At 42.9% G+C, this 19,203-nt stretch carries 15 protein-coding genes; 13 read left to right on the top strand and 2 right to left on the bottom strand.

Annotated features, from left to right (window positions below; all coding sequences use genetic code 11):
- Positions 1–91 precede the first annotated feature (91 nt).
- The 11 genes from NH399_RS04075 (at position 92) to NH399_RS04025 (ending at position 14,983) form a co-directional block, all read left to right on the top strand.
- A complete protein-coding gene (locus tag NH399_RS04075) occupies positions 92–1,438 on the top strand; it encodes an SWIM zinc finger family protein (RefSeq protein WP_253037156.1) in 1,347 nt (448 codons plus the stop codon).
- A complete protein-coding gene (locus NH399_RS04070) occupies positions 1,438–4,050 on the top strand; it encodes a DUF6493 family protein (RefSeq protein WP_253037155.1) in 2,613 nt (870 codons plus the stop codon). Before NH399_RS04075 ends, NH399_RS04070 begins: the two co-directional genes overlap by 1 nt.
- A gap of 150 nt (positions 4,051–4,200) precedes the next feature.
- Positions 4,201–5,400: a hypothetical protein gene (locus NH399_RS04065; protein ID WP_253037154.1), complete on the top strand. Its 1,200-nt coding sequence runs from the start codon at positions 4,201–4,203 to the stop codon at positions 5,398–5,400.
- A 21-nt stretch (positions 5,401–5,421) separates the two neighbouring features.
- The gene (locus NH399_RS04060) at positions 5,422–5,640 is read left to right on the top strand and encodes a hypothetical protein (protein ID WP_253037153.1); all 219 of its coding nucleotides are present in this window, start codon (positions 5,422–5,424) and stop codon (positions 5,638–5,640) included.
- 448 nt (positions 5,641–6,088) lie between these two features.
- Positions 6,089–6,901, top strand: a complete 813-nt coding sequence (locus NH399_RS04055; RefSeq protein WP_253037152.1) for a response regulator — start codon at positions 6,089–6,091, stop codon at positions 6,899–6,901.
- 14 nt (positions 6,902–6,915) lie between these two features.
- Positions 6,916–7,278: a response regulator gene (locus tag NH399_RS04050; protein WP_253037151.1), complete on the top strand. Its 363-nt coding sequence runs from the start codon at positions 6,916–6,918 to the stop codon at positions 7,276–7,278.
- A 16-nt stretch (positions 7,279–7,294) separates the two neighbouring features.
- Positions 7,295–7,828: a chemotaxis protein CheW gene (locus tag NH399_RS04045; RefSeq protein WP_253037150.1), complete on the top strand. Its 534-nt coding sequence runs from the start codon at positions 7,295–7,297 to the stop codon at positions 7,826–7,828.
- A 31-nt stretch (positions 7,829–7,859) separates the two neighbouring features.
- On the top strand, positions 7,860–10,394 hold the full coding sequence (locus tag NH399_RS04040) for a methyl-accepting chemotaxis protein (RefSeq protein ID WP_253037149.1): 2,535 nt from the start codon (positions 7,860–7,862) through the stop codon (positions 10,392–10,394).
- A 4-nt stretch (positions 10,395–10,398) separates the two neighbouring features.
- The gene (locus NH399_RS04035; RefSeq protein ID WP_253037148.1) at positions 10,399–14,028 is read left to right on the top strand and encodes a hybrid sensor histidine kinase/response regulator; all 3,630 of its coding nucleotides are present in this window, start codon (positions 10,399–10,401) and stop codon (positions 14,026–14,028) included.
- Positions 14,019–14,498 carry a hypothetical protein gene (locus NH399_RS04030; protein WP_253037147.1) on the top strand — a complete coding sequence of 160 codons (480 nt, stop codon included), beginning with the start codon at positions 14,019–14,021 and terminating at the stop codon, positions 14,496–14,498. Before NH399_RS04035 ends, NH399_RS04030 begins: the two co-directional genes overlap by 10 nt.
- A gap of 11 nt (positions 14,499–14,509) precedes the next feature.
- Positions 14,510–14,983, top strand: coding sequence for a hypothetical protein (locus NH399_RS04025; RefSeq protein ID WP_253037146.1), 474 nt, complete (start codon positions 14,510–14,512; stop codon positions 14,981–14,983).
- On the opposite strand, the gene NH399_RS04020 is transcribed toward NH399_RS04025, so the two are convergent.
- Positions 14,953–16,728, bottom strand: a complete 1,776-nt coding sequence (locus NH399_RS04020; RefSeq protein WP_253037145.1) for a GGDEF domain-containing response regulator — start codon at positions 16,726–16,728, stop codon at positions 14,953–14,955. The two genes, NH399_RS04025 and NH399_RS04020, sit on opposite strands and share 31 nt — an antisense overlap.
- A gap of 607 nt (positions 16,729–17,335) precedes the next feature.
- On the opposite strand from NH399_RS04020, the gene NH399_RS04015 reads away from it, so the two are divergent.
- Entirely contained in the window at positions 17,336–17,686 is a 351-nt protein-coding gene (locus NH399_RS04015) for a helix-turn-helix domain-containing protein (RefSeq protein ID WP_371876057.1), read from the top strand.
- Between the two features lie 14 nt (positions 17,687–17,700).
- Positions 17,701–17,964: a hypothetical protein gene (locus NH399_RS04010; RefSeq protein WP_253037143.1), complete on the top strand. Its 264-nt coding sequence runs from the start codon at positions 17,701–17,703 to the stop codon at positions 17,962–17,964.
- Positions 17,965–17,968: 4 nt separating this feature from the next.
- On the opposite strand, the gene NH399_RS04005 is transcribed toward NH399_RS04010, so the two are convergent.
- Positions 17,969–18,961 (bottom strand): sterol desaturase family protein, encoded by a 993-nt coding sequence (locus tag NH399_RS04005; protein WP_253037142.1) that lies wholly within the window; start codon positions 18,959–18,961, stop codon positions 17,969–17,971.
- Positions 18,962–19,203 lie beyond the last annotated feature (242 nt).

The raw sequence follows: 19,203 nt of genomic DNA, 5'->3' as shown, positions 1-19,203 counted from the left end.
TATATATTGGTATTATAGTTCTTGTAGCCACCAATAGATACTTGCACTGTTGGTGAACGACTTGCCTCATCTTGCTATCAAGGACACGATTATGGTTCAAATAGAACAACATTATCAATATCATCAGCATTCATCTTTAGAGAAAGCACGCCGAGGTCTTTGCCTCAATTTATCTTCGTCGGCAGAGCTTACTCAATCAGCCACTTTATTCGAAGGAGATATTCAGCACTCGGAAGTCACTGCCCGAAGCTTGCGGGTACTGGGGGATGTGATCGAGTCACGATTTTATGAGCCTGCTGCATTAAACAATAAGCGCGCAAAGCATGCCGATCCGCTTGCGACTGTGGGGCATGACGCCTTGCGCTTTGAAGGATTCTCTTCTTGTTGCAGTATTTATGCGCGCCTGGACATTTTTAGTCAGGGGTTTAAGGCTCGTCAGCTCTCGGCGGGTACTACCCACGTTGAATTCGGTGCTACGGTAAAAGCCGCTCTTGCAGGTGTTTACAATCATTCACCTTTATCCATCATGTTAAATTCTGCTAGCCCACAATTGGTGACAAAGAAGAAAGCTCTGGTACACAAACAAATCAGTCTACCACTGCGATGGATAAAAGGGCTGGCTGAGGTACAGGCGCTACAGACAGATTTGCAACCTATTTTTACGCTCAATCGTTTTCGAGCATTAAAATTGTTAAGGCAGTTGCCATCCCGAGCCAGTAAAAATTCGGTATGGTTAGAGTGCTTAGATAATAACGTGGTAGTTCATCATCACCCTTATGCGACGGGTATTGAGTTTAATGGTGCAGAACGTTTGCAGTTATTAAAGAGTTTGATTCCTATTGCGCAAAGCGTTTCTTTATTTGCTGATCCCAAAGGACAGTTGACCACCTGGGTCGTAGACTTTGGCTCATCAACTTTTACGCTCGTATTGAGTGCCGAGCCTGCTCGTGGACTTTCGGGAGAAGGGCAGTTACTCAGTCACTTGGCAAACAGCAATGACGATTTAGTTGAACAAGTGCAACAGTTGTTGAATCAACAACAGTATCTGGCAACTGATGTTTTGAGCGAGCAGCTTTCTGTTACACCGGAAGCCGTAAAAAGTGCTTTAACCATTCTTGCCTCGCGGGGCCTGGTTGGTTTTGATGCTTATCAACAACGCTTTTTTTATCGCCGTCTTCCTTTCGATCGAAACCTGGTTGAGCAGGTTCATCCTCGTTTGTTAGAAGCGCGTAAGTTACTTCAGTCACAGCCCATTAAGTTAGTGTTGGGAGAACAGGAGGTCATCACGCATATTGCCAGCAACGATGCAACCTATCAGGTGAAGTTGAGAGCCGATGAGCAACGTTGTACTTGTCAATGGTTTGCTCAACATCAAGGTAAACGAGGGCCTTGTAAACATATATTAGCGGGCCAGATGGCATTAAGGGAGTATCACTGATGGAATCGAATCGTATGCAAGATTTATTGCCTTTAATTGAAGCGGGCGATCAACAAGCATGCTTCGACTTTTTAACCCCTCTATCAGTAAAGCACTTGTTGTTGGTGAGCGAGTTAAAATCTTTGGTTGAGTCACTACATAGAGAACGATTGCAACTGGCGGAGGTGCGGCGTAAAGATTCTACGCTAGCACCGCTAAAAGTGCGTTTTCAGTTAGCCAAAGCGTGTCTTTTTATCGTGTCGAACTTATCTCAGCAAAAGACGCGACCATTATGGATGATTCCCGAGGCGCAAATGCTGAGCTGCGTTGTTAAACAATTTCAACCGTCCTGGATCAATGAGTGGGCAGAGTGGGTGTTAGACAAAAATCCTCGTTATTACGCTATTATCGACGATTGGGTGCAGATGGGATACTGCCAGAAGCCGCAGTGTGATAGCTATTATTTGGGCATGATTGATCATTTAGGTGATGAACATCTGGTTGAGAGGTTGTTATCGTTACCGGATGTTTTGGCGGAAGATATATGGCGAATCTTTGAGATCGAAGGCTACGGAGAATTCAGTCTGGCAAGCCATGACAAATATTGTCCTGTGTCAGCTCGTTGGTTAAATGCACTGGTTTCTTTGAGTGCTCAAGGAGCTTTGCCTCGTGAACGTTTATTGAGTTGCACATTAAAAGCATTAAGGAAAGATTATTCACCGTTTCGAGCTGGTTGGTATGGGCGCTTGTTACAGCAACTTAATCCAACAGAAACTGAGTTAATTCGACATCTTCCTGAACTTATTTGTCTGGCGAATAGCCAAGTGAGTACTTCCGTTGCTTTGGCCGTTCGTTATTTTTTGCCCATGGTAAAAAGTGGACATCTATCAACAGAAAAACTCGTAGAACCTTTGAAAAGCGCACTGAATGCTCATACAAAGACGGTTTTTTCTGGTGTACTTAGAGTGTTAAAAGCCGCGGCAAAAGTCAGTCCAGAGAATAATAGTTTATTACTGGAAGTTGCGGTTAAAGCACTTTCTTTGGAGGCTTCAGATATTCAAACCACAGCGTTAGATTTTATCGAAAGTTATGAAGAGGGCCATTCTTCTGAGATCAAAATGTTGCTGAGTTCTTATCAGCCGTTGTTAATGCCTTCTATTCAGCAGCGAGTGTCACAATGGATTGAGGTCGACTCTAGCAAAGATATCGAGCCGACCTTTATTTTTGAGCAAGATTTAAATGCAGTAAATCGGATAAAACGAATTCAAGACTTTGATGAGCTGCTCACTTCGATCAGCTATTTATTTGAGCTATCTGATGATGTTATTGAGCTTGAACGTACTTTGGATGGTTTAGGGCGGTTAGCTACCAATAAGCCAGAAGGATTTGAGTTCATGACAGCGGCTTTAAGAAAGCGGGCTTACCGACTGGTTCGGCAGAAAGTTGCCGATCCTGTTCGATTTTTCTTCGCTCTTATGTTGCTTAGCTATTTTGATAACAAAAATTATTTTGGTAGTGAGTTGGACCGCAAAGATCTCTATCAACAACCACATGCGAGTTTTATCGATGTATTTTACCAAAGACTCTGTGGCTTAACTCAACAACTGCTGGACGAACAGAAGCTTCCATCATTAAGCTTGCCAGAGCTTCCTAGTGGCGCTGTTCATTTGGACACCTTAGTAGAGCGTTGGCTCTCGGTCATGGAAAGTGAAGCGAACTTTTTAGAGGTTGAACAAAGATTAGCTATTTATCGTATTGAGTCATTCGAGAAGTTATCAGATAAGCAAATCAAACAACTGCAACGAAGAGGTGATGAGTTTTCTAACATTTTATTATTTCTTGGGGGTATGGATGTTCAACTGAACAAAGAGGGGCCTCTGTTTGCTGCGGCATCAGAACAAAAGCTCAAGGCAGAAAGTAATGATATTTTGGTGGGGCTGGCTCCCTCAATGTTGTCGCAGGAAAACACCGAGGCAAGCCTATCTTTCGCTCAACTATTTGCTAGCGCTAATACGGGAAGCTATGGCCACCATGTATGTGGTTTACATAAAAGTATTGTTCGATGGGCCGCGACTGTGTGGCCAGCAAATATGGAGCTTTATTATGCTGCTGCCGCAGCAATCGTTGATGTTGAACGAACGGAAATTCAACGCCAGACCCCTCACTACTATGAGCCGTTGTTTGACTCAAATGTAAAACTTGGACCTATGGCGATGCGTTTATTGGCTAAGGGATTGTCGGCAGCAGACTTTGAGCATAAAGGTATGGCCATTGAAGTTGTTATTCGAGCTCTGGCCGAAGATCGTCTTGATGTTTCTATGTTAGCGGAGGCGATGTCGAAATTATTAAAAGACATACCCATAAAGCTGCTCCGTTGGCGTAAGAACTTGACTGAAATTGCAACAACCTCCGCCTATCATGCCGCCCAAGTTCTGACATTGTTAAAACAGTTGTTATCTGAGCAAGGCACCTGTTTGCCAAAAGGTATTGGCGAGCTATTAGAGTTAATGTATGAATTGAAAATAGCGTCGGGAGATTTTGATTTGGAGCCTCAATTGGAAACTTTATTAAAAGGTTTACAGCGAGGAGGTAAAGAAAGAAACTACTCCCAAAAGATACTGACATTGCACTGAATATTTTGAAGTGTCGAAAACCTGTTTTGAGTCAGGCCTCAATAGGAGATGAGGCCTTGATAAATACATGTTATTGTCGGCTCAGACACTTTTGTGTACTTTTACTGATGAGGGCTGTTAATCTTTGGTTAAAATATCAGAGGATGGATAATGGAACAGTTATTTACTTTATTTAATGTGATCGTGGCCTATGTTGCTGTGTTGGTGCTGTTTAGTATCGTGGTAACAGCGATTGTTCAAGGAGTTCAGTCTTATTGGAGATTGAGATTGAAGGCGTTAAAAGTCGGGGTCTCCCGATCAGCTGAATCTTTATCTGATGAAATCATCACTTATATTGCCACTATCGAAACCCAAACTGATATTTCTGTAGAAGAAGCCATCATTACCATCAAGCAGAAATGGCCTGTTATTAGTCGCCTGATTGGTATTGAGCAAAAAGATGCGCGTCAATTTAGTGATCTAAAAGCACTTAAAGATGAAGTAACCCAGCAGCTTGAGAAATTACTCGGGCAAGACAGCTCGAAAAGCTTATGGATGTCGAGGGATGCTTATGGTGCCAAAGTAGAGTCTGTGTTGGCATCCGTATCAACGGTGGGTATTGAAGAAAGTGTCGAAAAGGGCAACGAAAAAGTTCAAGCAATGATTCAACGAGGGTACGATACGCTCGAAGTCTGGTCTAATGAAATTTTTGTAAAACAGGTACGTGCCATCACCATCGCTGCGTCCATTTTTGTTGCTTTTGTGTTTCAACTGGACACGCCCCATCTATTGGCTCGACTATCTGTAGACGAGCAAACCCGTGGAAAAATAGTTGAAGCCGCTGTCTCACAGTTTGAAAAGAATGCTCAACAAAGAAACGATGAAAGCAAAGCTGAGGATTATCGACAGATAGTGACGAATCTGATTGGACAACAGAAAGATGAGAAGATAAAAGCTGTGCTCAGTGAAAATCTGGAGTCTATTGCTGATTCTGAATCGGAACAACAGGTAAGAAACACTATAAAAGAGGCTTTGGAGGATTTTTCAGCATCAGAGGTCACTGAGGTGATCAATCAACTTGATGAAACCTTGAGTATCGTTGAACAGAAGAAACTGGACAACATCACCGACGAGATATCACAAATCTCCTTGCTGGTTACACCTTTCGGTATTTCTACATCCGGTTTTAAAACCTTCTATTTCAAGCCTGACTCCTGGCAACCTAGATTCTCTCGTATATTGGGTACGTTACTCACCGCATTCTTATTGACTTTTGGCGCTCCTTTCTGGTTTGAAGTGTTAAAGAACATGATCAACTTAAAGAATCGTGCGACCAATCTACTGACAACTAAAGATCCAGAAAAACCGTAAATACTCTTCGGAGGATACAGAATGAAAAAGATAGAAACTTTGATGCAGGCCATCGAGTCCGGCGAAAAAGAACAAGCGTTGCAATTGGTTGAAGAGTTATATAATGAAGTCAGAGATTTTAGTCAGATGATTCATTTTGATGAAAAAGAGAACAGCATTTCTATTGCTAAAAACTCAGGAAGTTTTGAGTACGCAGTAGAATGCAAAGAGAGGGTGAAGGCATGGGTAGGAGGGCATTGATATTTTATCGATGCCTTTTCTTTTAGCTCTAACTAAATTGGCCGAAAGGAGTAATGTAATTATTCCTCTAAAGTGGCAGGAGTTTCTATAGGTTACCTACTAAGAGGAGTATTCATAAAACAATAAACTCAATAGATATTTGATCTCGTTCTCAAAATACGTTTTCTTTCTTAATGTATTTTACTTCTAAAACTAAGTCTTTAATGCTCTGTAAAAATAATATTTTCTCAATAGTCAATGTTTATCAAAAGCAGCTTATCTTTTTTTTCAATAAAGCTTTTGTAAGCGAATGATTACTTTGGACTATCTATAATATCAATGATATCTCAAGCTTGCTTTAGTCTTTGCTTAGTGACTCTCTAACAGCTACAGGCGTGGAAAGCGTGGGTAAAATCTAGTCTACACTCAAAAGCCCGATACCTTTTTGCAGTCAGGATCGTGTAGTCAGATGAATGCTAAGACAGATTATTCGGTTTTAATGGTTGGCTTGTCGAAAGATGAGATCAACATCATAGATAAAGTATTTAAGCTATCAACGGTGGGTAAAAAATATCAGCTTAGTTTTGCTGCAAGACACGCTGCCGAAGATGCCAGCATAGCTATTGTAAATGGTGATGACCTTCAGTTGGTTAAACGATGGAAAATATGGAATGCTCGAAGTCGACCTATTTTCACTATTTATGCCTGTCGTCAACAGCGCGTTAATAACACTTGTGTGACTATCGCAAAACCTTTTACGCCGATTAATATTATCCGAGGAATTGAGGCTGCACTTTATCACGGGTTTAATATTATACCCGACACGACTATCGATGATGAAACGCAACTATCTTCATCGAATCAAATTACTCCTCACTCGACTAAGTCTACACGCCGAGCTTTAGTTGTTGATGACTGTCCAACTATCTTAACTGCAATGAGAATGCACCTTGACCTTATGGGAATTCAAGCCGTGTGTTGTGATAGTGGAGAAGAAGCTCTTAATCTTTGTCGAACCAATCACTTTGACCTGATATTTCTTGATGTCGTATTAGATGGCATTGATGGCTATGAGGTATGCCGAAATATAAAGCAGATTGCTCACCTTAAGTCGGCACCTGTATGTATGCTCACTGGCAAGTCGAATATGTTTAATATCGTTCGAGGAAAACTTGCTGGCTGCGACAAATATCTTACTAAACCCGCTAAATCACATGAACTATCACAAGCAGTAATGGAGCTTCTCAAGGTAGATTCTATTGCTCGACTCAAAACAGCTTAACTGGAGACTTACTCATGTCAAAAATACTCATTGTTGATGATTCCAAAATGGAGCGAGAAAACCTTTATCAAATTGTTTCAGACGCAGGCTACCAGGTATCGTTAGCCTCCTCGGGTAAGGAAGCATTAGAGAGAGTCAGCAAAGAACCCCCAAGCCTTATTTTCCTGGATGTAATCATGGATGACCTCGATGGTTTTAAAGTATGTCGAAGTTTAAAGTCGGATAAAAAAACAAAGGATATCCCCATTGTTTTTGTGACCAGTAAAGGAGAAAAAGCCGATAAGAAGTGGGGAGAGATGCTCGGCGCTAGGGATTATATTACCAAACCTTTTAATGAAGACGACATTGTTCGTTCTTTAGGAAAGTCTTTAAGATAGTTTTAAGGTGACTGGTATGCATGATAACTCCCCATTATCGCCTCTAGAAGCCTTAGACGTTGGGCGCTTTAAGCGCTCAGCACAAGTAACAAGTCACGAAATAAATACTCGGTTTCATTGTCTCTCGACGGATGCCACTCGGTTATTGATCGCTGTTGAATGTCTCTGTCAGGTGGGGGATGCGTCTCAGGTTTTTATAATGCCAGGGCACTTTAAAGCTTTAGCAGGGGTCTATCATCATAAAGGACAGTTGATTCCTGTGTTTGACTTGTATGCCTGGCTAGACGAGACAAAAGATGTGAAACAGAAAACGCTTGTCATCTTAGGCGAGGAAGAAAAAGCCGTTGGATTGTTATGCAAAAGCCTGCCCCATAAACTCAGCTTTAATCAACAGCAAGGTGAGAGCTTGCCAACCAATGCCCCTCATGCTCTACAGCAAGTATCGAGCTGTATTTTTCATGATACCGACCATGGTATTTGCTTTTTACTAGAGCCGGACTCTTGGTTTTCTCATTTGGCTAGTACAGTGATTCAAACAGAACATCATTAACTGGTTGCTACATATATCAGGATACTAACTTATGAAATTGCGTCAAAAACTTATTATAGGTGCTCTCTCGGTGACGATTATTCCTGTTGTCGTTGTGTCTACATTTCTTGACCGATTGTCTTTCGAAGCAGGAAAAGAATCTTTGGAAGAACAAGCTAAGCACCAGTTGGTTTCGGTACGAGACTCGCGTCGAAGTCAATTGAAGTCTTATCTGGACGTACTAAAAAACCAGGTAAAAACATTTTCTGATGACTTAATGATTATTAATGCGGCTAGTGACTTTCTTTCATCTTTCAAGGACTTTCGTAGTCAGGCCGATAAAGGCGCGATTACTCAGACTGCATTAAACGAGTACAAACAAAACCTTACTCGTTATTATACTGAAGACTTTGCGCAAGTATATCAGCCAAGAAATACCGGTGACTTACCCGATATGAGTAAGCTCTTATTACCACTGGATGCTGACTCTATCGCTCTGCAATATCATTATATTTCGGCGAACCCAGAAGAAATTGGTAAGAAGGATAACTTGAATTATGCCAATGATTCATCGGATTATTCCCGCTATCACCGCGAGTATCATCCTCATATCAGAGAGTACCTCAAAGCGTTTGGTTACTATGACATTTTTATTGTCGATGCCAAAAGTGGTGACATCGTTTATTCGGTATTTAAAGAAATAGATTTCTCTACCTCATTGATCAATGGCCCTTATGCAGACTCGGGAATTGGTCGAGTTTTTCGACGTGCAAACCGCCTTACTGACCCTGACGGTGTTGTATTCGAGGATTTCTCATCTTACTTGCCTTCTTATAATGAGCAGGCGGTATTTATCGCCTCGCCCATTTATAAAAATAATGTAAAAACCTCCATACTGATCTTTCAGGTGCCCATTAGTCGTATCAATGAAATTATGACTGCCGAACAACAGTGGGAGCGTTACGGTTTAGGTAAAACCGGTGAAACCTATATTGTTGGAAGTGATAACTTGATGAGAAATAACAGTCGCTTTTTGGTAGAAGATAAACCAGCTTACTTAGCAGCTTTGAGCGCATCAAATCTTGATCAACGATTAGTCAAAGAAATTGATGCAAAAAATACCAGTATTGGTTTACAACGGGTCTCAACGGAAGCTACTCAGGCTGCGTTGTTAGATCAAACAGGGTTTGCCCATATCATCGATTACCGTGGCGAAATGGTGTTGTCTGCCTATACACCTCTGGAGTTTCTTGGTACCAAGTGGGCTATTTTGGCTGAGATAGATGAAGCCGAGGCATTTGCTCCTACTGTGGCCCTACGTGATACCATTTTTAATGCGGTATTAATTATTGGTGCGTTGGTTATGGCATTAAGTGGAGGCATCGCCTGGTTTATGGTGAGAGCACTTACTCGACCCGTTTCTAATCTGGAACAAACTGTAACCAGAGTGTCTCAAGGAGACTTTGCTGCCAGGGCCGAAGTTGAGTCCGATGATGAACTGGGCACATTAGCTGCAACGCTTAATCGTTTGTTAGATGATCGTATCGCTTCGTTGGCAGAAGCAGAGCGACAAAACGAAGCGCTTAATGACTCTATTATCAATTTGTTGCAAGGAACCACTCAATTGTCAGAGCGAGATCTGACGGCCGAATTACCGGTAGCGGAAGATGTGACGGGGCCATTATCGGATGCGATCAGCCAGGTCGTAGAGGCTATCAGTGATGTATTGCATGATGTTAATTCGATAGCACAAACCGTTGAAGGATCTTCCCAAGCTGTAAAGAATCAGTCGGTAGAAGTCGCCGAGGCTGCTGAAAAAGAACTAACTCTGTTAGAAACATCTTCTAACCGTCTTATTCGCGCTAGTAAATCAATGAAAGATAATGCTCGTCTTGCCAATCAATGTAACGAAATGACGGGCAGTATGTCGACCATGACCTCCAAAGCGTATGATGCCGTTAGTGATACGATTGAAGGCATGAACGATATACGAACAACGATTCACGAGGCAGAAAAACGCATCAAACGGCTGGGTGAACGCTCGCAAGAAATCAACAACGTAGCTGACATTATTAATAACATTGCCGAGAAAACACATGTACTGGCCCTTAACGCCAGTATGCAGGCAGCAGCGGCTGGTGATGAGGGCCGGGCCTTTTCGGTTATCGCAGAAGAAGTGCAGCGATTAGCAGAAAGTGCTCGAGGCGCTACTGCAGAAATTTCTTCGCTGGTAGAAAACATTCAGCTGGAAACTTCGGATACGGCCGAGACCATGAGTGTCACCATTACCAAAGTGGTGGATGGAGCAGAACTGGCAGAAGAAGCTGGTAAGCAAATGGAAGAAACAACACAGACTGCGGCGGAGCTGGTGACACGGATCCAACAAATTTCAGACGCTTGTAGTCTGCAAGCGCAGGTGAGCGATGATTTAAAGAATCGCTCAATGCAACTGCAAGAAACAGCAAAAGAAACTCAGGAAAAACTGGGGATGCAAAACGAAGAAGCGGTCAAGCTTGTGGGCAACTCCGAGAAACTCATCGAGTCGGTGGGGCTATTTAAACTTCCGGGTATGAAAGAGTCGGCGTAATCCTATGGATAACCTCAAACCATCCATTAAGTTATTTGACTGGCAGCAAGTGCTGGTTGAATGCGAGAGTCTGCAGGCACTGGTGGATCAGTGTTTAAGTGCAGAAACTGATGCCGATGCGACAAGTTATTTGATGCAGTATCAGCAGCACTTTTATGAGCTGCTGGTGTTACTGGAGCCTTTGGGTAGTGAATCTTTATCACTGCTGTATTCGCTTGTTGGAAGCGATGTCGATAAATTTACCCAACAACAAAAACGCCCTTGCTTGGTTAATCTTCGCTTACTTAAAGAATGGCCGCAGTTATTTTCTGATTGCTTTGCCCGTGTGACAGGGGAGCTTAGTTCCAGCTCTCTTATTGCTGTGCTAAGCAGTCAACATTGGTCTCATCCTTTGTCGGTAGAGCAGGCTGATTGTTTGGCAAAGGAGCTTACTTTGCTTCAGCAATCGTTTGAAGCTACAGAATTTTCTGCCTCAGAATTTCAGGAAGAGGTTGTTATTGAAAACTCAGAGGTACCGAAAGCTGAGTGGTTGCTCGAAGAAGTTCCTGCGGCAATGTCATCCGATGACTTACTCGCTGAGGTAGTCGAAGTTGCCGATGAAGCCATGCCAGACTTTTTAATGGATGCAGTTTCATTGCCAGAGACTGTCGTTCAACAAAAGAATAGCGCTCAGCAAGAGGATACTTTTCAACAAGTGGATATTTCTCAGCAAGAGAGTATCACTCAAAATGATCAATCCTCGCTTGAGGAAGCGTTTGCCAGCCAGCCTGATGAGCATCAACGTTCTGAGGTATTTAACGCATATCGTGAAGAAGTGATGCCTGTGCTGCAAGAGTGCCTTATGTTACTGGCGTCGCCAAAGGACGATAGAGAAGTTTCACCTTTAGCCGATCATTTTGTTAAGTTGGCTGATGTAGCCCACTATCTCGACCTTTCTGGTTCTTCGGCGGTATTTTTTGTCATTAATCAATGGCTACAACCGTTTGTGGATGGTGAGAGAGAACCAAAGCTACAGCACTTTGAGCAGCTGACACATTGGACTGATTATTATATCAAGGTGTTGGATTCTGGAAAGCAAGCAGATATTGAAGCCTTAACGGATTCTACTTTTGAATTGGCACAAGGTGAACAGCTGGCCTTTGATAAAAAAGAGTTAGCGGATTGGTTAGCAGAAGAACAGATTGCAGAGTGGGAGGATGGTGTTGATGATATGCCATCGATGCCCACCACTGCAGAGGCAAATGACGTTGCATTGGTTATTGCAGAAGATGCTCAGACCGCATTGATTGACATGTTTTTAGAAGAAGCTCCGGTGCATGTTGATACGCTAACTGAAGCGTTAAATCGTTACGCCAGTCAATGCAATAAAGATGATCTGATTCAGGCTCAGAGAGCGATTCACACATTGAAGGGAGCCGCTGCGACATTAAGCGTTGCAGGTGTAGAAAATATTGCTCACGCCTTTGAAGATATTCTGGAGTTTTTAATAGCGAAAGATCTCGAACCTGCTCAAGAAGTGATTGATTTCTTAATGGGGGTAGCGGATGCTTTGGCGGATTGTTGTGATTATTTAGTAGGCGGCGGTGCGCTTCCAGAGAATCTTTTGGCAATCTATCAAAGTGTGTTGGATGCCATTCAAGCCATTCGAAACGAAGGCAGTTTTTTATCAGTACTCGATTTCCGATCAGGTGAAAACTCTGACGGTTCTACGGTAGAGCCGCAGAATTTTGAGCCGCAAGCGGAGTACAAAGATAACTCTGTCTTGAATGAGAAGAAGGAAGCAGAAGGAAGTGCTCAATCGAGTGAGAAAAGTGATTCTTCCTATATTCGTGTTCCCGAAAAGAGTTTGGAGAGTATGCTCAATGCCTTAGGTGAGTCAACGATTTTACGAGGTCATGTGGACGATACTCTAATGCATTTTGGGCAACATCTAAAGGCACTGTCTCAACTGGCAGAAAATATTCGTTCTACAATCTTTAATCTAGAAAACTTTGTTGAGACACAGTCTGTGACTGATTGGGAGAAAAAGTCGGGTCGAGATCAACAAGAAAACCAATTCGATCCACTTGAAGTGAATCGAATGAACGAATTACACACCTATCTGAGTCAGGTGATCGAGTCATCATCGGATATTCGGCAGGTAGAGAGTGCATTAGCGAAGCGCCTATTACGTTTTGATGAGTTACACCAGAAGCAACAGGATATTTCGAAAACTCTGGAGCGACAGGTGATGGGGGCGCGAATGGTCACCGTAAAATCGGTTTCCGCTCGGTTGGAACGTTGTGTGAGGCAAGTTTCTCGCTTGTTGGGTAAGTCGGTTAAGCTGGAGATCCAGGGAGAGCATACTTTAATTGATATAAAAGTGATCAATGCGCTACTCGATCCTCTGATGCACTTGTTACGTAATGCGGTGGATCATGGCATTGAGTCTCTTGAGCGGCGGCAGCAGTTAAATAAACCAGAGCAAGGAAGCATTCGTTTGTCGTTTGAAGCCAAAGGTCATTCGTTTATTGTGAAGTGCCAGGACGATGGTGGGGGCATTCAATACGATGACATTCGTCACCGTGCCATTGTGAAAGGATTGATTACCGAACAGCAGGTAGTTGATCGTAAAACATTGAACCAGTTTTTATTGCAACCTGGCTTTTCTACGCGCGAAAAGGTGTCGGCAACTTCCGGTCGAGGCATCGGTATGGATGTGGTTGCACAGAGCTTGCGCCAGATGGGCGGCTTTTTTCAGTTAGAATCGCAACAGGACAAAGGTTGCTTAATCACTTTATCAATGGCTGCGACCATGGTAACTCAGCATATTCTTATGGTGAGAGTTGGTGAAGCGAGATACGGTATACCATCTTCTATTATTGAACAGGCGTTTGCTGCCCAGTCTGGAATCATTAAGATGGTCGCATCCAATTGCCAATTTGAGTTTATTGATAAAAGCTATCCCTTGTTCTGGTTAGGTCAGTTTTTGGGACAGTTGCCAGAAGATACAGAGACGACCGCTGAGAACAATAAACCTGGCTTTTTACTCAACAAAGATAACGAAACACTTGCGCTGTTTGTCGATGAGGTTCTGGGATGCCGCGATGTAGTGCTTAAGTCCTTCGGGCACTACTTGCCACGTCTTCCCGGTACTATGGGTGGTGCTCTAATGGGGGATGGTCATATATTACCTATCCTCGACATTAATGAATTGATGGCATCGAATAAAACGAGCTATCAATCAAGCTCAATACCCGTCGAGCCTGTGCAAACTTTGGGCTCGAAAAAAATATTAGTTGTTGAAGATTCTCTCAGTACTCGTCGTGCATTAGAACAGTTGTTAGGCGATACCGGATACGAAGTGAGAACGGCTATTGATGGTATTGAAGCAATTCAATCGTTAAAACAATGGCAACCTGATTTAGTGTTATCGGATTTGGAGCTACCGCGACTCAATGGGCTGGAGTTAACTGCACATCTACGTAGTCAATCTTCTTTTAAACAATTACCGGTTATTATGCTCACGTCTCGCTATACCGAAAAGCATCGGCAGCATGCGCAAAAGGTCGGTGTGAATCGTTATTTGACGAAACCTTATGTAGAGGATGAAGTGCTTAGTCATATTGAACAAGTGCTAGAGGAATGCGCATGAATTTGTGTGAGCAATTGGATTATGCATCTGTAACAGCAAGCGGTCACAGTGAGTTATTGAATAAAGGTCATTACCGGTTTTATATCGGCGATCAGGTGTTGGCTTTACCTTGTAATGATCCTGTGCAGGTTTTGTTAACCAAAGAGCTGGATATCAGAATTGGTGAGAAAGAGCGCGTTTATGTGGATGGCTTTCCTATTATTGATTTGCGTTGGCGTTTATCACAAAAAGAAAACTACGCCTATTGGGCAACTCATGTTTTGCTGGTGGACTATTGTTTTGGCGCTTTCGGGTTAGCCTGCTCTAATGTCGCCTTCTATCCTCCTGGTACCGATGCAAAAGTCATGAAGTTACCGACTATCATGTTGACTGAGAAAGCCTTTATTGGTGGGATATTAGTCGAGCCGCATCAAGTGAGTTTACAGCTGGACTGTGAGCGTTTGTATCAAATAGCTTTTGCAAACATTTAACGAGTACTACTATGTCATCTTATGCCTGGCAGCTCTCGGTAAGCCGAGATATCAGTTTTCTAGTGGCCTCACATCATATCAGCGAGTTGTTAAGAGCACCGCAATGGATTGATATACCCGGAGCTTGCTCTTACTGTCGTCGACTATTGTTGAGAGATTCTCAGTTGATTCCCATTCTTGAATTCAGTTCAGAGCAAGCTTATTCTCGTCAACCATTGGTATTGCTGCTGACTTACAAAGGGAAGCAAGGAGAAAGGTGGGGAGCTATTCGTTTGACTCATTATCCGCAGATGGTATCGATCAGTGATTCTATGGTGGGAGATATGAAGCAGTTGTCACCCATCATTCGAGACTACTCAATCGCTGCGGTTTGTATGGAGGAGCGGCATTACGGCATCGTCAACGTAGCACAGCTTTTTTCGCCTAGACCAGTGGTACTCAGTCCTTCTGGACTTCAATTGTTAGCTTCTCGAAGCAGGGCTTGATTTTTTTCTGTCGAGAGCTGACGCTTGGATTCTTTTAACGCTAATGCGTTGGCGTCATCAAGAGACAGCGGTTTCGAAAAATAATAGCCTTGAATATAATCACAGCGGTGTTTCTTAAGAAAGTTAACTTGTTCTAATGTTTCTGCGCCTTCAGCGACCACTTTTAATTTTAGACGTTTTGCCAGATCAATGATGACCTGAATAATCACTTCTTTCTGTGGCTTAACCCCGATCCCCTGCACAAAAGTTCGATCGATTTTAAGAACATCAATGGGTAGATCGGCTAGGTAGCTGAGTGATGAGTATCCGGTGCCAAAGTCGTCTATAGCTATTTTTACGCCGAAGTTATTTAACTCTTTGAGTGTGCTAACGGTTTGTGTTGGCTGTTGCATTAACACCGACTCGGTCACTTCGATATCAAGGTTTTTTGCGGCAACGTTATAATGAGTTAATGCGGTTTTAACACGATGAAATAATTGTTTGCCGGGACATTCGCTGGCCGATACATTGACAGAAAGTACCAAGTCTGGCAACGCACTTAACCATGGGCTAAATACTTCGCAGGACTGATTAAGAATGACTTCGGTAAGTTTACCACTAAGCGATAGTTTTTCGGCACAAGGAATAAATTCGTCGGGAGAAATAAAGCCACGCTCAGGATGTATCCATCGAGCTAACGCTTCGAATCCAATCAACCGATTGGTCTGCATACAAAACTGGGGTTGCAAGTAGGGAACAATGCCGCCATTTTCTAGAGCCAGTCGAAACTCATGTTCCAGTCGGATGCTTTCCTGACTTAACTGCTTCATGGATTCATTGAAATTTCGATAGGTTTTGCGCCCATCTTTTTTGGCAAAGTACAGCGCTTGATCCGCTTGCGTTAATAAATGATTAGGATCGAAATCGTCAAATGGAAAACAGGTCATGCCAATCGATGCACTGACCTGAATGACCTGACCTGAGATGATCAGTGGTTCTTCCATAGAACGCAGAATTTTTTGCGAAACATAGTGCGCTTTGGTTGAGTCTACATCTTCTAAAATGATCGCAAACTCATCACCGCCCAGTCGTGACACTGTATCAGAGGTTCGCACTGATTTTAGTAGACGACCAGAGAATTGTTTTAATACTTCATCGCCAACAACATGACCGAACTCATCATTAATCGATTTAAAGAAGTCAACATCAATATATAAAATGGCATGTTTGGACTGGTTGCGTTTTGACTGTGCAATCAAATGCTCCAGCCGATCAAAAAAGAGATTACGATCGACCAGATGCGTGAGAGAATCATGGTGAGCTAGATGTTGAAGCTCTAGATCCATCTGCTTGCGATGAATGGCATAACGCAAGGTTTTATCCAGCAGTTTTGCGGTCATTTCATCTTTACATAAAAAGTCGGCGGCACCCGCTTCTAAAGCAACTTGATCGATTTCATCCGAATTCATTCCGGTGATAAGAATGCAACTGGTGTTGGGATATTGAATGGCAATCTTTCTTAGCAATTCTATGCCGTTATCACTGCTGGCACCCAGATGATAGTCGATGAGGCAAACATCAAAGGTGCTTTGTGCCAGACAGGCTAAAGCTTCCGTGTGATCTTCTGCTTGCTCAATTTGATAAGAAGAGTGAGAACCACTTTCTACAAGGTAGTTTACATATTCGCGATCGGCTTCATCATCATCCACAATGAGCACTTTCACCGATTCGGCAAAATCATTCAATAGATGAAAATATTCATTCATACTTCAGACCTTAGCTATATCCTTGTTTTTCAACTTGTTTTAGCTCCACCAGAAACCAAAACAATAAGAAACGATACCTTTTAGTGTTAATAACTTAGATGAGGACGAATTGAAGTATTCTGACTATCTTTTTCAGTGTAGAACAAAATCCAGAGAAGCATAATATTCATTTACTTCATCTTAGTCTGTTTGGTTATTAGAATCTGAAGAGTTAGAAGGACTTACACTCTAAAGTGGTAGAAAAAAGCGACACAAGAGGGCGGTTTGACAGGAGAGCGGCTTCTCAGGATGGAGAGAATCGTAGAAATTTTGAACATCTTTATTGAAAACCCAGAAATACTGGTTTAAGGTAGTTTGACACGTTAAACCTGTTTCATACTGGTTAAATCTGGCGCTATACTTAAAATTGAGCATAGCGAGCAGCCATCGCAAAAGGGCAATAGGCTTAATGGATCGTCATTAGTTGAGTTTTATTGCCAACATGGATAAAGTACCCCAAAGTAGCTATGGATAAGCTGGCACTCCAGAAATGCGTAAGAGTATTGTTTCATTTAACATCGTCAGGGCGTAGTTAGCCCGAACAGCGGGAAATAATATGGACCAAAGCATTCATTACAGCAAGACCAAAACCAGCTTTTATCGTCGTTTATATGTGGCTTATTTAATTGATTCAGGCGTCAACTCGGTGCCAGCAATCATGGCCAAAACAGGCATGCCCAGGCGTACGGCACAAGACACCATTAAGGCCTTGGCTGAACTGGATATTAAGTGCCATTTTAATTTGCCCAAAAAATCCGGTTACTACGAGATCCTGGATTGGGGGGCCATGAACAAAGAATGGATTCATGAGCACCTAGAGCGCATCTGTAGCATATTAGGATATCAATATGAGCCTTTCGAAAAAGCACCAGAAGCAGAAGCTCCTGAGGCAACTCCAGAGGAGGCTCCATCAGAATAAGAGGACAAACATTATTGTTTAGATTTGAAGTACTACCGAAAGACTGGTTCAAAAGGCGTAAACCAGTAAAATCGCCGAACATCATTAAAGTAGAAGTCGATGATTTTAAAAAACAGCCTAATCATTTTTGCCGCATTCGCGTGTACTACGATGATGACAGTGAAAAATCACTAATTGGCCGAGTTCTCTACAACTCGATTAAAGAGCACTGGACGGTTGACGGCATGGAAGTCGCTGTCAGACTTATCGAAAACTCTCAAGGTGCGTCGCAACACTAGGCCCTCACTGGGCTGGTTTTCTTTGTTTTTTCTTGTTGATCCCAACCAATGACAACAACTGCATAAAGCTGAGCTTTAACGGCTGCCAGTATATGCCCAACAGGGTGTCGTGTTCCTTAAACTTATCACCAAATCCAAACTTCAATTTTGGTGTATCTTTGGCGGTAACCAGAGTGCCAGCCAGCCGATCCCATATCGCCAGCGCGGATCCCATATTCTTATCAAAATGAATCGGATTAGCGCTATGGTGGATCTGATGTTGCGCCGGACTGATAAACCAGTGTTCCAAAGTCTCACCCCAGCTCAGCCAGATATGAGAATGTCGCAAATTAGAACCCATGATGTTAAATAGAAAGACAAAAATATTGGCGCCTGCAAATTCGATAACCGATAAGGTCGGACCAAACAGGTAGTAAGAAATACCGACTGCTAACCCTTGTGCAATGGCTAAACGACAGGCAAACAGGTAGTTTTCGAAAGGATGAGAGCGATACACCGTAAATGGCGTTAACACCTTTGCCGAGTGATGGACCTTATGAAACTCCCACAAAAACGGCACTTTATGCAGCAGGTAATGCAAGATAAATCGTGATAAATCATCTAATACAAACAGCAATACCGTGAAACTGAACATGATCACTGGCTTAGATTCTGACACTACAACTACTGGCCCGAACAACCACTCAAGGGCATCGGTTACGGCCAGAGCAATAGGCACCATGGTCACAATCACGGGAGCCAGCAACAAACCTCGAATCACTTTGTTGATAATCAACAACCCATAATCTTGCTTGGCAGAACTTGCCAGCCAGATCTTCTTAGGAAATAGAAACTTTAGAAATCGCCTGATACTGCGACGACGACTCTGCATCACAAACACGGGAATAGCCAATAACACCGCACCTGCCAGATAGATCAGGTAGATACGCTGACCCGCATCAAACCAATAGAGGCTGAGATCTTTCAGGGTGGCGGTTAAGGTGTCGAGTAGAGGCATTCAGTGGTGGTTTTGTTCTGGGTTGAGGTTGGTAGTTTACCTGAAAATAGGGGAAGTTACAGGGGGGGTTTTTGAGTCCCTTACGGGGAATTTTTTACGTTTATCACTCTAAACGAAACGTTCTGACTTGATTCAGCCCGCAGGTTTCGCCATGCTAGGCGAGCCCCTTTTGTCAGCCCACAAAAGAGGCGAAAAAGGGCTATGTTCCAAAGATGAGGCCTTCGGCACCACTCCGTCAGCTT

Source organism: Pleionea sp. CnH1-48, from assembly GCF_024124665.1.
Classification (GTDB): domain Bacteria; phylum Pseudomonadota; class Gammaproteobacteria; order Enterobacterales; family Kangiellaceae; genus JAMXSB01.
Note: the sequence above shows the minus strand (reverse complement) of the source record. Positions and strands in the feature narration are given on the sequence as shown.

Excerpts from the sequence above, each read along its gene's own strand:
- NH399_RS04030 (WP_253037147.1), top strand. The coding sequence starts at position 14,019 with ATGCGCATGAATTTGTGTGAGCAATTGGATTATGCATCTGTAACAGCA.
- NH399_RS04040 (WP_253037149.1), top strand. The coding sequence starts at position 7,860 with ATGAAATTGCGTCAAAAACTTATTATAGGTGCTCTCTCGGTGACGATT.
- NH399_RS04025 (WP_253037146.1), top strand. The coding sequence starts at position 14,510 with ATGTCATCTTATGCCTGGCAGCTCTCGGTAAGCCGAGATATCAGTTTT.
- NH399_RS04070 (WP_253037155.1), top strand. The coding sequence starts at position 1,438 with ATGGAATCGAATCGTATGCAAGATTTATTGCCTTTAATTGAAGCGGGC.
- NH399_RS04035 (WP_253037148.1), top strand. The coding sequence starts at position 10,399 with ATGGATAACCTCAAACCATCCATTAAGTTATTTGACTGGCAGCAAGTG.
- NH399_RS04045 (WP_253037150.1), top strand. The coding sequence starts at position 7,295 with ATGCATGATAACTCCCCATTATCGCCTCTAGAAGCCTTAGACGTTGGG.
- NH399_RS04055 (WP_253037152.1), top strand. The coding sequence starts at position 6,089 with ATGAATGCTAAGACAGATTATTCGGTTTTAATGGTTGGCTTGTCGAAA.
- NH399_RS04005 (WP_253037142.1), bottom strand. The coding sequence starts at position 18,961 with ATGCCTCTACTCGACACCTTAACCGCCACCCTGAAAGATCTCAGCCTC.
- NH399_RS04075 (WP_253037156.1), top strand. The coding sequence starts at position 92 with ATGGTTCAAATAGAACAACATTATCAATATCATCAGCATTCATCTTTA.
- NH399_RS04060 (WP_253037153.1), top strand. The coding sequence starts at position 5,422 with ATGAAAAAGATAGAAACTTTGATGCAGGCCATCGAGTCCGGCGAAAAA.
- NH399_RS04065 (WP_253037154.1), top strand. The coding sequence starts at position 4,201 with ATGGAACAGTTATTTACTTTATTTAATGTGATCGTGGCCTATGTTGCT.
- NH399_RS04020 (WP_253037145.1), bottom strand. The coding sequence starts at position 16,728 with ATGAATGAATATTTTCATCTATTGAATGATTTTGCCGAATCGGTGAAA.
- NH399_RS04050 (WP_253037151.1), top strand. The coding sequence starts at position 6,916 with ATGTCAAAAATACTCATTGTTGATGATTCCAAAATGGAGCGAGAAAAC.